This window comes from Gordonia sp. 11cp, assembly GCF_057767225.1.
Window position 1 is genome coordinate 4,861,011 of record NZ_CM173437.1, and the last position, 14,545, is coordinate 4,875,555.

13 protein-coding genes are annotated in these 14,545 nt (G+C 65.8%); 5 read left to right on the forward strand and 8 right to left on the reverse strand.

The window, feature by feature from the left end; genetic code table 11:
• The first annotated feature begins 152 nt into the window (after positions 1 to 152).
• Entirely contained in the window at positions 153 to 1,040 is an 888-nt protein-coding gene (locus AC3B6C_RS21705; protein ID WP_488374096.1) for a fumarylacetoacetate hydrolase family protein, read from the forward strand.
• A 29-nt stretch (positions 1,041 to 1,069) separates the two neighbouring features.
• Positions 1,070 to 3,061: an acetoacetate--CoA ligase gene (locus tag AC3B6C_RS21710; RefSeq protein WP_488374097.1), complete on the forward strand. Its 1,992-nt coding sequence runs from the start codon at positions 1,070 to 1,072 to the stop codon at positions 3,059 to 3,061.
• A 22-nt stretch (positions 3,062 to 3,083) separates the two neighbouring features.
• Here the strand turns inward: AC3B6C_RS21710 and AC3B6C_RS21715 are convergent, their stop codons facing one another.
• The 8 genes from AC3B6C_RS21715 to AC3B6C_RS21750 form a co-directional block, all read right to left on the reverse strand.
• Positions 3,084 to 4,460 carry a glycosyltransferase family 2 protein gene (locus AC3B6C_RS21715; RefSeq protein WP_488374098.1) on the reverse strand — a complete coding sequence of 459 codons (1,377 nt, stop codon included), beginning with the start codon at positions 4,458 to 4,460 and terminating at the stop codon, positions 3,084 to 3,086.
• Entirely contained in the window at positions 4,457 to 5,467 is a 1,011-nt protein-coding gene (locus AC3B6C_RS21720) for a glycosyltransferase family protein (RefSeq protein ID WP_488374099.1), read from the reverse strand. The genes AC3B6C_RS21715 and AC3B6C_RS21720 overlap by 4 nt, the downstream gene beginning before the upstream one ends.
• Complete coding sequence (locus AC3B6C_RS21725) at positions 5,464 to 6,408, reverse strand: WcbI family polysaccharide biosynthesis putative acetyltransferase (RefSeq protein ID WP_488374101.1); 945 nt, start codon at positions 6,406 to 6,408, stop codon at positions 5,464 to 5,466. The genes AC3B6C_RS21720 and AC3B6C_RS21725 overlap by 4 nt, the downstream gene beginning before the upstream one ends.
• A 242-nt stretch (positions 6,409 to 6,650) precedes the next feature.
• Complete coding sequence (locus tag AC3B6C_RS21730; protein WP_488374104.1) at positions 6,651 to 7,793, reverse strand: acyl-CoA dehydrogenase family protein; 1,143 nt, start codon at positions 7,791 to 7,793, stop codon at positions 6,651 to 6,653.
• Positions 7,794 to 8,010: 217 nt separating this feature from the next.
• On the reverse strand, positions 8,011 to 8,757 hold the full coding sequence (locus AC3B6C_RS21735) for a succinate dehydrogenase/fumarate reductase iron-sulfur subunit (protein WP_488374105.1): 747 nt from the start codon (positions 8,755 to 8,757) through the stop codon (positions 8,011 to 8,013).
• 1 nt (position 8,758) lies between these two features.
• Complete coding sequence (locus AC3B6C_RS21740) at positions 8,759 to 10,702, reverse strand: fumarate reductase/succinate dehydrogenase flavoprotein subunit (protein ID WP_488374106.1); 1,944 nt, start codon at positions 10,700 to 10,702, stop codon at positions 8,759 to 8,761.
• 57 nt (positions 10,703 to 10,759) lie between these two features.
• On the reverse strand, positions 10,760 to 11,584 hold the full coding sequence (locus AC3B6C_RS21745) for a hypothetical protein (protein ID WP_488374108.1): 825 nt from the start codon (positions 11,582 to 11,584) through the stop codon (positions 10,760 to 10,762).
• Complete coding sequence (locus tag AC3B6C_RS21750; RefSeq protein WP_014927206.1) at positions 11,581 to 11,874, reverse strand: hypothetical protein; 294 nt, start codon at positions 11,872 to 11,874, stop codon at positions 11,581 to 11,583. Before AC3B6C_RS21750 ends, AC3B6C_RS21745 begins: the two co-directional genes overlap by 4 nt.
• Before the next feature lie 107 nt (positions 11,875 to 11,981).
• On the opposite strand from AC3B6C_RS21750, the gene AC3B6C_RS21755 reads away from it, so the two are divergent.
• From AC3B6C_RS21755 to aqpZ, 3 genes are all read left to right on the forward strand, one after another.
• Complete coding sequence (locus AC3B6C_RS21755; protein WP_010842382.1) at positions 11,982 to 12,656, forward strand: DUF1345 domain-containing protein; 675 nt, start codon at positions 11,982 to 11,984, stop codon at positions 12,654 to 12,656.
• Positions 12,657 to 12,729: 73 nt separating this feature from the next.
• Positions 12,730 to 13,491, forward strand: coding sequence for a pirin family protein (locus AC3B6C_RS21760; RefSeq protein WP_488374109.1), 762 nt, complete (start codon positions 12,730 to 12,732; stop codon positions 13,489 to 13,491).
• Positions 13,492 to 13,651: 160 nt separating this feature from the next.
• Positions 13,652 to 14,431, forward strand: coding sequence for an aquaporin Z (gene aqpZ / locus AC3B6C_RS21765; protein WP_488374110.1), 780 nt, complete (start codon positions 13,652 to 13,654; stop codon positions 14,429 to 14,431).
• The last annotated feature ends 114 nt before the right edge of the window (positions 14,432 to 14,545 follow it).

The window sequence follows — 14,545 nt, forward strand, 5'->3', positions numbered from 1 at the left end:
CGAGGGGCGGGGCGTCAGACCGCGGTGGCACTGAGATAGTTGCCACTCCTTCGCTACTGTTATAACATATGTCACCAGGCTCGAAGGTGTCCAGAGCTCACCTCAAACCGGCGCCAATGCGCCGAATCCATCCCTCAGCGATAAGGACGTCGATGCGGCTCATCAATCAATCCGGTCGGCTGATGATCGACACCGGCAAGGGTGCAGTAGACGTCGAGCAGGCGAGCCACGGGCAATTCCACAGCGATCCGCAGGCGGTCTACGGACGCTGGGCCGACTTCGTCGAGTGGGCGTCCACGGCCACACTGACTCCGACGACGGAAGTGGTCGACGCGAAGCTTGGGGCGCCCGTGCCCCGCCCCGGGCAGGTGTTCGCCGTCGGACTGAATTACGCAGACCACGCTGCCGAGGCCGACATCGCGCACCCCGACGCGCCGGTGATCTTCACCAAGTTTCCGGCATCGATCGCCGGCCCCTACGCGACGATCGAGCATCCCGGCGGGTCGCTCGACTTCGAGGTGGAACTGGTTGCCGTCATCGGCACCAGCGCGCGCGACGTGGCGCCGGCCGACGGCTGGCAGTACGTGGCCGGATTGACAGTGGGACAGGACCTCTCCGAGCGGGAACTCCAGATGAGCGGGCCCACACCTCAGTTCGGTCTGAGCAAGTCCTTCGCCGGGTTCTCGCCGATCGGACCGGCAGTCGTCACGCTCGACGAGTTCGCAGATCCGTCCGACATCGCGGTGTCATCGTCGTTGTCCGGCGAGGATATGCAGAGCTCGAGCACCCGCCATCTGATCTTCTCGATACCCGTTCTGGTCGCCTACCTGTCGTCGTTCCTGGAGTTGCGGCCGGGTGATCTCATCTTCACCGGGACACCGTCGGGTGTGGGATTCACGCGAGAACCCAAGCGACTCATCACCACTGACGACGAACTGGTGAGCACCGCCGAAGGGATAGGCGAGATGCGCCACCGGTTCGTCTCCTCCGCGCATCCCCACCCGTCCACCGCGCTCCCGAACGCGGGCCACTCAGCCTGACCGCGCCCCACCGACAAGGACCGGCCTACATGACAACCACCGACGAGAACGTCGACGTTCTCTGGACCCCTTCGCCCGAGCGGATCGCCGAGACCCGTGTGGCGCACTACCAGCTCTGGCTGCAAGAGCAGCGAGGGGTGAGCACAGACGGCTTCGACCAGCTCTGGGAGTGGTCGGTGTCCGACCCGGCGGCGTTCTGGTCCTCGATCTGGGAGTACTTCGACGTCATCAGCTCCACCGCGCCCACCACCACACTCGAGAGTGCCGAGATGCCAGGTGCCGTGTGGTTCCCGAACACCCGGTTGAACTGGGCCGAGAACCTTCTGCGCCATGCAGACGCGGACACCACCGCGGTCATCGCCCTGAAGGAAACCGGCGACGCGGTCCCGACGTCGTGGCGCGATCTCGAACAGCAGGTCGCCAACTTCGCCGCCGCTCTCCGACAGATGGGCGTTGCACCGGGCGACCGCGTGGCAGCAGTACTTCCCAACATCACCGCAACCGTGGTCGCGGTACTCGCCTCCGCCAGCGTCGGGGCCATATGGTCCTGCTGCGCACCGGACTTCGGACTCAAAGGGCTCACCGACCGGTTCGCACAGATCGAGCCGACGGTGCTCATCGGAGTGGACGGCTACCGGTTCAACGGCAAGGTGATCGATCGGCGGGAAACCCTCGCCGCACTCCGCGACCAGCTTCCGACTGTTCGGCACACCGTGATGGTTCGCAATCTCGACGACTCCACAGAAGTCCTTCCCGGAGCGATCGACTTCGCCGACCTGGTCACCGGTGACGCGGAGTCGGTGTACGAGCAGGTGCCGTTCGACCATCCCCTGTGGATCCTGTACAGCTCGGGCACCACGGGACTGCCGAAGGGAATCGTCCACTCCCACGGCGGCATCTTGCTCGAGTCCCTCAAAGCCAACGCATTGCACTACGACCTCGGCCCGGATGATCGGGTGTTCATCGCCGCCAGCACCGCCTGGGTGGTCTGGAACATGCTCATCGACGCGATGACAACCGGAGCCGGCATCGTCACCTACGACGGATGCCCCACCTACCTGCGGCCAGACCATCAGTTCCAGATCTGCGCGCAACAGCGGGTCACCCGATTCGGTACCGGCGCCGCCTATCTCACGCTGTGCGAGAAGGAGCACACGAGCCCGGGCCGCGACTTCGATCTCAGCTCCCTGCGCTCGATCATGAGCACTGGTTCGCCCCTGCCCGACAGCACCTGGCGGTGGATCTACCGTCACGTCAGTCCCGATGTCCACCTCGGTTCCGACAGCGGTGGCACCGATGTCGCCACAGCGTTCATCGGCGCCAATCCGCTGTCGCCGGTGGTGACCGGCGAACTGCAGGGCCCGTATCTGGGTGTGGCGGTGCAGGCGTGGGACGAGGCCGGCCACGCGGTCACCGACCAGCTCGGCGAGCTCGTCGTCACAGCCCCGATGCCCTCCATGCCCATCTACTTCTGGAACGACCCGGACAACTCCCGATACCGGGACGCCTATTTCGCCGAGTACCCCGGCGTGTGGCGCCACGGGGACTGGATCACCCGCACCAGCCGCGGCACGTTCCAGGTACACGGCCGCTCGGACTCCACCCTCAATCGAGGCGGGGTGCGCATGGGCTCCGCGGACGTCTACCAAGCCGTCGAGGCGCTGCCCGAAGTCACCGAATCACTGATCATCGGCGCAGAACTCCCAGGCGGCGGCTACCACATGCCGCTGTTCGTCGTACTCGCGGCCGGGGTGGTGCTCGACGACGCGCTCACCGCGAAGATCCGGACGACGATCCGCGACGATGTGTCACCCCGCCACGTCCCGGACGAGATCCTCGACGTACCCGCCATCCCGGCCACCCGCACCGGGAAACGCCTCGAGATCCCGGTGAAGAAGCTCATTCAGGGCACGCCTCCCGAGACAGCCATCAACAAGGCCACCGTGGCCGATGTCGACGCTCTCGACTGGTACATCGACTACGCCCGCCGCTTCCAAAGCGCACCTCAGGGTCTGCCCTGACACGCTGACGAGGCCGATTCCATCACCAGGACAACGACGGCTCGCCATCCGCGACGTCTATCTCGACCTCGCTGTGGTGCACCGTCCGGACCCCGAACAGCCCGCGGAGGAGCCCGTCGGCGTCCACGTCGGTGTAGGCCGCCCAGCGTCGGACGCGGTGTCGTGCACGCGACGCCGCAACAATGACCGACGCCGACGGCGACCCGTCGAAGTCCACCGTCACCTGGCCGCACTCCCCCGGCGCAACGTGGGCGGTGAGGAGCGCGAGCGAGCTCTCCGAGAAGGCGACGGGACCGGCGATCTCGGCGACGAACCTGCACCGCGACAACGTCGATGCGTCCGGGCGGCCGATCCGGACTCGCGAATCATGCACCCCGAGCTGGTCATACAGTGAGCCGGCGCGCGGGCCGACGAGCCAGACCGCGCCGTCCACACCGCGCAGCGCACTGCCGACGGTCTGCATCAGCGATGCCGCGGTGTGGCCCTCCGTCGACACCAGCAACACGATGTCCGGGATCGCGTATGACAGTCCGGCTGTTCGCGCCGCCGGATCGGTCACGAGCGGAGCGAGTGCCAGCGCTTCCGAGTTCTTCTCCGAGATCCGTTCGCGCACCGAACGGTCGGCCCAGTCGGGGCCGTCGTGCCACGCCACCGCGCGGGGCTCGTGAGCGAACACTGCACCCATCATGAAGGCCCGGTTCGCCAGCTCCCAGTCCTCTCCCCCGTATCGGACGAAGGACGGGTCGAATCCACCCACGTCGTCGAACAACGTACGGCTGCAGGTCATCACCGCGCTGATCAGGTATTTGTAGCTGTCCCAGCCAGGGGCCAGCAGGCTGGATGTGCGGTCGTATGCGTCGACCAGCCATCCTGGTTCGCAGTCATGCGAGTTCTCGAGATGACGCCGTCCGCGCAGCCATTCGACCACCGAGTCCGCGACGACCTGACCGAGATCTGCATGTTTGCGTCGCCCGACCACCAGTGCGTCGGGCACCGCGGCGGGCAGCCTGACCGCGTGGCGAACGTAGTCAGCTGTCGGGACCGTGTCTGCGTCGAGAAAACACAGAACCGAGCCGCTCGACGCCGCGACTCCCAGGTTGCGGGCGGCCGCCGCCCGAAATCCCTTGTCTTCCTGTGTCACCACCGTGAGGTTCAGCCGGGATGTCCACGCGCTCACATCGGGCGAGCATGTCGAACCGTCGTCGGCGACCACCACCTCCAGACGGTCAGCCGGGTAGGTCTGGGCCGTCAGTGCCTCGAGGACCAACCCGAGTTGGTGAGGCTGGTTGTAGTACGGGATCACGACACTCACCAACGGCCGCGGCGAGGAGTCGCCGACGAGGTCCCAGCGGTTGTCGGGGACGATGATCCGACCGTCGTCGAGCTCGATGACCGTCACGCACTCCACCGCCGCCACAATCGCTCGTGGGTTCGGCCGACCTCGACCGCCGTGGGCGACGGCACCACTGCCGAGTCGATCCAGGTGGCCGCCGGATGGACGAACGCACTCTCGATGGCGGACTTCAGCGCGCGGTCGTTGTTCTCGTGCATCGTCACGACTCCTGGTGAACGAGCATCGAGTTCCTCGGTATAGGTGGTACGAGGGACCAGCGGCCGGCGACCGGCGGAAATCCAGGAGTTGATCGAACCGGACGCCGACATGTGCCGGTGGTAGGCGACCGGAACCGTGACCTCGGCCGACGCCCGACGGAGTTCGTCGTCGGTCAGATAGCCGGTGATGGTGCAGCGTCTGCCCATGTCCGCGGCGACCTTGGCGAGGTCGTCGGCCAGGTCCTCGTGCCCGGGTGACGGGGTGCCGAGCGCGACGAAGCCGACCGACGGATCCAGACCGGACATCGCCCGGAGTGTCTCCATGTGTCCCTTCCCGGGATACAGGTAACCGAGCACGCCGACGGTCAATTCGGTTGTCTCCGAGGGCTTGTCGGCACGGACGGTGTCGAACATCAGCGGAACCACCTCCGGCGTGATCGACACGTCGACGTACTCCGCGAAGAGCGACGCCTCGTGCCGGCTCGACACGATCACCCCCATCGCGGATCGGGCGACCGAGCGGAAGAACTCGATGCGTGCCTGCATCGCCGCCCCGTCCGAGGGCTGGGGCAGATCGTGCAGCGTCACCGAGACCGGTCGGTGCAGCCCGGCGATCATGGCGAGCAGGTTGTCACGTGCTCGCGATGGGGTCCGTCCGAACAACCGATCGGTGACGTGCACGTGCACGAGCGCGCACTCGGCCAGTCCCGGGGGAACACCCGCTCTGAGTGTGCGCATGTATGCGAGCCGGTGACCGGCACTCTCGGCGATCACCGCATCGAAAACCGATTGCGCATACCGCACCACACCGTGCGACCGAGGTCCGACGACGAGATGTCCTATCGGCCCCGTCACGACAGTCCCAGGATCCCGATGAGGTCGACGTACCGGTTCAGGACGGCATCGATGAATTCGGGATGTTCGGCGTACCAATGCATCTGGCGGCGGCGAACACCGTCGTCGGACATCACTGCGCCGTCCACCTCCCAGGACGCTCGCGGGGACGCCTCGATACCGAGCGCATCGATGACCCGTCGTTCCAACGGTGCTCGGATGTTGCCGAGCAGATCGCGCGACAGCGGGACCGGGGCCGACGCGCCGAGTGCGTCGAGGATCCGCGCGCCGAGCGTCAGCAACACCCGGTTTCCGGGATGGTTGATCGTGTGGGCGGCCTCGGCCCCGGCAGGGAGCAGGATGTCGGAGATCCCGACGTCACAGTGCCGCCGCTCGCGTACCTCGAGTTGCTCCACACTCCACTGCGCTGCCTCTCGGATGCGGTCGGCCGCGACGTCGACGTCCCACTCGTCGTCATGGCCACGACCGTCCCGCACCGCGAGCACCGTCCGGAGATCGTGGTACGGAACAGCAGCGGGTACCGCAGACGGTTGCGCGGGATGCCGGGCGATGACCTGAAACGGGTACAAACCGCCGTATCGGATGACCGGCCACACGATGACGGACGCCGACGGCGCCATGTCGGCCAGGTCCGGTCCGCCGATCGGCAGACCTCGGTAGCCGGCACGAACCGGCTGGGACACGATGACCGCGGCCCGGCGGACGAGGTGTTCGACCCGGGCGAGGTCGGAGGACTCGAGCTCGTGGACCGGCGGGACGCGCACAGTACGGAACGGCAGGTCCGGCGAGCTCGACAGAACGATCCGCAGTGCCTCGGCCTGGCAGTTTCCCCAGACGACGAGCATCTCCCGATCGTCGGTTCCCGGGGCCTCGGTCACGCCGTAGAACTCGCCGTAGTGCCGGGTCCGACCGTCTGCCGCAAGGTCGTCACTCGACCTCATAGGAGCTCTGGAGCACATGGAGCGTCGCGGTTGTCGTCTCTCATCGTCAGTACTGACTCCCCTTCTGAGCACCCCGGCAACCCGGTGTATCCGTTTCGCCCGCTAACGAATCATCGAATGGATCACAGCCGGCCGGTTCTCGGTCCTCAGACATTCGGAACGCCCCGGAAACCGGACGGGTGTGCGACGGCCCCGGTGATCTGATCACCGGGGCCGCCGCCGCATCGAGAGTCGCTCGGTCGTCAGAGGGTCCGCGCGATGATCTCCTTCATGATCTCGTTGGTCCCGGCGTAGATCTTCTGGACACGGTTGTCGGCCCAGAGACGAGCGATCGGGTACTCGTTCATGTAGCCGTATCCGCCGAACAGCTGGAGGCACTCGTCGGCCACCACCATGGCGCGGTCGCTGGTCCACCACTTGGCCATCGCGACGGTGGGGATGTCGAGTTCGCCCTTGATGTGCTTGTTGATGCAGTCGTCGACGAACACGCGGCCGATCCGCGTCTCGGTGGCCGCCTCGGCGAGTTTGAACTTGGTGTTCTGGAAACTGAAGATCGGTCGGCCGAATGCCGTGCGGTCCTTCGTGTAGGCGATGGTCTCGGAGACCGCCTTCTCCATGCCTGCCACCGACGCGACCGCGATGATCAGCCGCTCCTGCGGGAGCTGCTGCATCAGCTGGATGAAGCCCTGCCCCTCCTCGGCGCCGAGCAGGTTCGAGGCGGGGACGCGAACGCCGTCGAAGAACAGTTCCGAGGTGTCCTGACCGCGCTGGCCGACCTTGTCGAGCACCCGTCCGCGACGGAAACCCTCGCGCTCGGCCTCGACGAGGATCAGGGAGATGCCCTTGGCCCCCTCGGACACATCCGTCTTGGCGACGACGATGATGAGGTCGGCCTGGCTGCCGTTGGTGATGAAGGTCTTCGAGCCGTCGATGACGTACTCGTCGCCCTGCTTGATCGCCTTCGTCTTCACGTTCTGCAGGTCTGATCCGGTGCCCGGTTCGGTCATCGCGATGGCACCGACCGCCTCGCCGCTCGCCATCTTCGGCAACCAGGTCTTCTTCTGCTCCTCGGAGCCGTACTCCAGGATGTAGTGCGCAACGATGCCGTTGTGCAGGCTGACGCCCCACGAACTGTCCGCGACGCGGGCCTGCTCCTCGATCAGAACCGCCTCGTGAGCGAAGGTGCCGCCACCGCCCCCGTACTCTTCCGGGATCGACATACAGAGCAGGCCGAGGTCTCCGGCCTTGTTCCACAGGTCGCGGTCGACGTGGTGCTGCTCGATGAACTTCTCGGCGTTCGGCTTGATCTCCTTCTCGCAGAAGCTGCGGGCGAGGTCGCGCAATGCGGTGAGATCGTCGTCTTCCCAGGAGGAACGTTCGGCCATGGTGTGCTTACCTATCCACGAATAACAGTGTCAACGGCGAGCGTAACAGTGACTGTTGGCAAGGTCGCGTTGGCATGGCCGAGCCACTTTGTCTCAGCGAGGAGTGCCACGTCCGAGGCACTCCGGTGGATGTAGTGAGTCGTTGCGCAGGCCGCAACGTTGCGCGACATCAGCCTGGGGCGGTCACGCCGGCCGGGCCACGCACGCGCCGGCTCTTCTACCGACGAAACAGCTTGTTGCCCAACCACACGAGCGGGTCGTAGTGCCGGTCGGCGACGCGTTCCTTCATCGGGATCAGCGCGTTGTCGGTGATCTTGATCTGTTCGGGACAGACATCGGTGCAGCACTTGGTGATGTTGCACAGTCCCAGCCCGTGCTCGGTGCGGGCCGAGTCGCGCCGCTCGGCCACATCGAGGGGATGCATGTCGAGCTCGGCGACACGCATGAGGAAGCGCGGCCCGGCGAAGTTCTGCTTGTTCTCCTCGTGATCTCGCACGACGTGGCAGGTGTCCTGGCACAGGAAACACTCGATGCACTTGCGGAACTCCTGCGAGCGCTGCACGTCGACCTGCTTCATCCGGTATTCGCCCGGCGCAAGACCCTCGGGCGGCGTGAACGACTGGATCTCACGGGCTTTCGCGTAGTTGAACGAGACGTCGGTGACCAGGTCGCGGATCACCGGGAACGTCCGCATCGGGGTCACCGTGACGACCTCGTCTTCGGTGAAGGTGGACATCCTGGTCATGCACAGCAACTTCGGGCGGCCGTTGACCTCCGCCGAACACGACCCGCACTTGCCCGCCTTGCAGTTCCATCGCACTGCCAGATCGGGGGCCTGCGTCGCCTGCAGCCGGTGGATGATGTCGAGCACCACCTCGCCCTCGTTGACTGCGACCGTGTAGTCCTCGAGCCCACCGGCGTCGATGTCGCCGCGCCAGATCCGGAACTTCGCGTCGTATCCCATGTCAGTCCTCCGAATGTCCCTCGGCTCGTTCGCCTCCGGCGCCGGGATGACCGGCGATCTCGTCTGCGGTGTAGTACTTCTCGACCTCCTGGAACTCGAACAACTCCATCAGATCCGGCCGCATGGGGGTCTGTTCCGTACGCACGACGCTGACTTCGGGAACCGGACCGTCCCCGTCGAGATCCGCGGTGCAGACCAGCAAGGCATTGCGCCAGCTCGAGTCCATCGCGGGGTGATCGTCGCGGGTGTGTCCACCGCGGCTCTCGGTACGCAGGAGCGCGGCTTTCGCGACGCACTCGCAGACCAGCAGCATGTTGCGCAGGTCGACCGCGAGATGCCAGCCCGGATTGAACTGGCGGTGCCCTTCGACCTGCATACCGCCCAGCCGGGTTCGCAGGTCGGCGAGGACACCGATCGCCTCCTGCATCTCGGCCTCTTTCCGGATGATCCCGACCAGGTCGTTCATGGCCTGTTGCAGGTCGGTGTGCAGGGTGTAGGGGTTCTCCGGTCTGCCCTCTGCCGGCGGATCGAAGGGCGCCAGAGCCGACGCCGCAGCCCGGTCGATGTCACCGGCGGAGACCGCGGGCCGCGTCGTCAGCGATTCGACGTACGCCGCCGCGCCGAGTCCGGCCCGCCGGCCGAAGACCAGCAGGTCCGACAGCGAGTTGCCGCCCAACCGGTTCGAGCCGTGCATCCCACCGGAACACTCACCCGCCGCGAACAGTCCCGGCACCCGCGAGGCGGCCGTGTCCGGATCGACCTCGATCCCGCCCATCACGTAGTGACAGGTGGGCCCCACCTCCATCGGTTCGGCAGTGATGTCGACGTCGGCGAGTTCTTTGAACTGGTGATGCATCGACGGCAGCCGGCGCATGATCTCCTCGGCAGGCATCCGGGACGCGATGTCGAGGTACACGCCGCCGTGCTCGGTGCCGCGCCCGGCCTTGACCTCCTCGTTGATCGCCCGCGCGACCTCATCGCGGGGCAACAGGTCCGGGGTTCGGCGGGCGCTGTCGTTGTCGGCCAGCCATTCGTCGGCCTCTTTCTCGGTCTCGGCGTACTGCCCCTTGAAGACCGGTGGGATGTAATCGAACATGAAGCGCTTGCCGTCGGTGTTCTTGAGAACTCCGCCGTCACCTCGCACGCCCTCGGTCACCAGGATGCCCTTGACGCTGGGCGGCCAGACCATCCCGGTCGGGTGGAACTGGATGAACTCCATGTTGATCAGGCTCGCCCCGGCCCGGAGCGCGAGCGCGTGGCCGTCGCCGGTGTACTCCCACGAATTGGAGGTCACCTTGAACGACTTGCCGATACCCCCGGTCGCGAGAACCACCGCCGGTGCCTCGAACAGGATGAAGCGGCCCGATTCGCGCCAGTACCCGAATGCTCCGGCGATGGCGTCGCCGTCCTTGAGCAGGTCGGTGATCGTGCACTCGGCGAACACCTTGATGCGCGACTCGTAGTCGCCGGTGGCGGCGAAGTCCTCCTGCTGGAGCGAGACGATCTTCTGTTGCATCGTCCGGATCAGCTCCAGCCCGGTGCGATCGCCTACGTGCGCGAGTCGCGGATAGGTGTGACCGCCGAAGTTGCGCTGCGAGATCCGTCCGTCGGCGGTCCGGTCGAACAGCGCGCCGTAGGTTTCGAGTTCCCAGACCCGGTCGGGGGCCTCTTTCGCGTGCAGCTCGGCCATGCGCCAGTTGTTGAGGAACTTGCCGCCACGCATCGTGTCCTGGAAATGGGTCTGCCAGTTGTCCTTCGAGTTGGCGTTGCCCATCGATGCGGCACATCCGCCCTCCGCCATGACGGTGTGGGCCTTGCCGAACAGCGACTTGCACACGACGGCGACCGAGTAACCCCGTTCGCGGGCCTCGATGACCGCGCGCAGCCCGGCGCCACCCGCACCGATGACAACGACGTCGTACTCGTAGCGTTCCGGCTCGGCCATCTGGCGCGACTCCCAACGTTGAAAACGGCTGCACAACAGGCGTTGTGTCTCAACAGGTCAACCCACGAACCTCAGGTCCGAGATGGTGTTGCTGGCGACCAGCATGATGTAGAGGTCGGTGAGCACCAACGTGCCGAGTGTGATCCAGGCGAACTGCATGTGTCGGGTGTTCAGTTTGGATACCTGGGTCCAGATCCGGTACCGCACCGGATGTTTCGAGAAATGCTTGAGCCGGCCGCCGGTGACGTGGCGACACGAGTGGCACGACACCGTGTAGGTCCACAGCAGCAGCACGTTCACGACGAGGATGACGTTGCCCAGCCCGAATCCGAAACCGCCGTCAGCGCCGTGGAACGCGACGACGGCGTCGTAGGTGTTGATCACCGAGATGATCACGGCGACGTAGAAGAAGTAGCGATGCGAATTCTGGATGATCAGCGGCAACCGGGTCTCGCCCGTGTACCGGCTGTGCGGTTCGGCGACCGCGCATGCCGGCGGCGACAACCAGACCGAACGGTAGTAGGCCTTGCGATAGTAGTAACAGGTCAACCGGAATCCGAGCAGGAACGGCAGCGACAAGAACGCCAGCGGAATCCACATCGGAAGCTCGGGAAAGGGTGTGCCGAAATGACTGGCACCAGGGACGCACGACTCGCTCAGACAGGGCGAGTAGAACGGCGACAGGTAGTGGTAATCCGCTACGTAATAGGCACTCCGCACGAACGACCGCACGGTGGCGTAGATGACGAAAGCCGCGAGACCGGTGACAGTCAGCAGCGGCGCGAGCCACCATCTGTCCTGGCGAAGTGTTCGCGCCAGGATCCGCGCGCGACCCGGAGAGAAGACCCCGACTGTGTCCCGCTCAGTCGCGGGGGCGCTCACTTCGTGCGCTCACGCGAATGAAAGCCCAGCCCTTCGTCTTGCGCGCCCAGCCAGGCCGACTCGTCGGACTTGCTGTCGGGAACATAGATGACCTGGTCCCGCCCGAGCTTCGCCTGCAGCGGCGGCGGTGGCGCGTGTTCGAAATCGTGGAGGTCGATCTCCAGACGGTCCAGATCGTTGGACATTCGCCGGACGGCGTCGACATCGCCGTACTGCGTCTGCAGCGTGGTCATGTGATGCCGCAAGACCCCGATACTGCGATGCAGATCCTTCATCTCGGTCGATATCATGGCACATCCCTTCCTGCCTATGTGATGCACAACACAGTACCGGCCGGGCACGTCGAGTCAACGGTCTTGGCCGAACGTGTCGTAGCCCCTACACCGAAGGCCTCCGGATGAACGATGACGACCGAGTTCCCGGGGAGAACCTGCCCCGCGCCGAGCAACGCTGGACGGCATCGGGGTTCGTGCTGGTCGCGATGGCGATCCCGTTCCTGCTCCCCGCGCGCTACGCCGCCGGCGTCTCCTGGCTGCTCCCGGCGATCGAGGGGACCGTGCTGCTGATGCTGATCGTGGTGGATCCCGGCCGGATCGACCGTCCCGGACGGTGGGTCCGAGCACTCTCGATCGGTCTCGTCGTGGCCATCGCCGCGGGCGCGGCCTGGGCTGCGGGACGACTCGTGTGGGATCTCCTGTACGGCAATCCGCAGACCGAGGCGGCGAACGAGTTGCTGGTCGCCGGAGCACTCGTCTGGCTGCAGACCGTCATCGCGTTCGCGTTCCTCTACTGGGAACTCGACGGCGGCGGTCCGGTGAACCGGCACCTGCACCCGGCCGAACGCCCGGATCTCGCGTTTCCCCAGCAACTCGAGCCCCGCTTGGCAGCACCGGACTGGCGGCCCGTCTTCTTCGACTACCTCTACCTGGCACTGACGAACGCAACTGCGTTCAGTCCCACCGACGTGATGCCGCTGTCGCGTCGCTCGAAGCTCGCGATGGCATCGCAGTCACTGTTGTCGATCGTCATCCTCAGCCTGGTCGTGGCCAACGCGGTCAATCTCCTCGACTAGCCGTGCTACCGGAATAGCGTCGGCGACGTGGCGGTTGAGCCGACGTAGTCCCCGGACGAGATCGGAATCGACGATGAGCGAAACACGGGCCACGACCACGACGTCGCGGCAGGTCATCCGGGGCGCCGACCGGTACGTCTTCCGGAGCGAGTGGCTCGATTCCCGCCAGTCCTTCCCGGTCACCGGCAACTTCGACCTGACCGCGATTGCACACGGCATCCTGCTCGTCCACAACGACGATCGCGTCGACGCCGGCGAAGGTTTCGAGGCCCACTTCCACCGCGACGCCGAGATCGTCACGTGGGTTCTCGAAGGCGCAGTGGCTCATCGTGATTCGTTTGGCAACGCCGGCGTGATCACCCCCGGCGTCGCACAGCGGATGAGCGCGGGCCGCGGTATCACCCACACAGAGGCGAACGCTTCCCGGCGCAGCGAAGACCGGGACCTGCGTGTCGTCCAGATGTGGGTCGCTCCCGAGCACGCCGGGGGTGAACCCGGTTACGCCGAGCGCGATTTCAGCGCCGACCTCGCCACCGGCGGGCTGGTGACGGTTGCTTCCGGAATGGCCGGACACGCCACCACCACGGCGATCTCGCTCAAGAACCCGGACGCGGCACTGCACGTCGCGCGTCTCGGACCCGGACAATCGGTCACCCTGCCCCCGGCACCGTTCGGACATCTCTACGTGGCCCGGGGCGTCGTCGACCTCGACGACGGCGCACGACTCGTCGAGGGTGACGCTCTGCGCACGACCGACCTCGGCGCCCTCACCGTCTCCACGACAACCGAAGCCGAGATCCTGTTCTGGGAGATGCACACGACGTTTTCCCGCTGACCGTCGCCGGGACATCCCGCAGCTCCGACCTGTTCACTGATCTGCACATGATTTGTTATATTGCTGCCTGTTTGCGGCAGCACCGCTAGGGTGTGAGCCATTCGAACGGTGAGGCACCTCGCGCGCCTCGACGGTCAGGTCACCGAGCGAAAGGACGTCCATGCCTTCTCCGTCGCCCGCAGCACGACTTGCGGCTGAGTTCTTCGGCACCTTCTGGTTGGTGTTCGGCGGATGCGGTAGTGCCATCTACGCCGCCAAGCAGATCGCCCAATCCGAAGACGGCCAGGACACCTTCCAGGTCGGAATCGGATTCCTCGGTGTCGCACTGGCATTCGGACTGACCGTGGTCACCATGGCCTACGCGGTCGGGCACGTGTCGGGAGCGCACTTCAATCCCGCGATCACGCTCGGTGCCGCCGTCAGCGGTCGCCTGTCCTGGAAAGATTTGCCCACCTACTGGATCGCGCAGGTCGTGGGCGGTCTGCTCGCCGGTCTGATGCTCTTCCTCATCGCGAAGGGTCAACCCGGCTTCGAAGCCGAGGGCAACATGGCCGCCAACGGATTCGGCGAACACTCCCCCGGCAACTACTCTCTGGCCGCAGTGCTGATCGCGGAGATCCTGTTGACGGCCTTCTTCCTGATCGTGATCCTGGGTGCGACCGACGGTCGCGCTCCCGCCGGCTTCGGTCCACTGGCCATCGGCCTGTGCCTCACCCTGATCCATCTGATCTCGATCCCGATCAGCAACACCTCGGTCAACCCGGCACGGTCGACGGCGGTCGCCTTCTTCAACGGCAACGGCGCCCCCGGTCAGCTGTGGGCCTTCTGGCTCGCCCCGCTGATCGGCGGACTCATCGGCGGCCTCCTCTACCCCCTGCTGTTCCAGAACGGCAAGCGCTCGGCGGCCGATCCGGACCGGGTCGAGACAGCCGACGCCTGAGCGGATCCGCTCGGGACGGATCGCTACGTCAGTTCCGAGGTTCCACGCGCGGATCGATGTTCGCGTCCGACATCGTTCTGTCCGGTGCCCCGGAGCATGTGGTCCGATCACTGC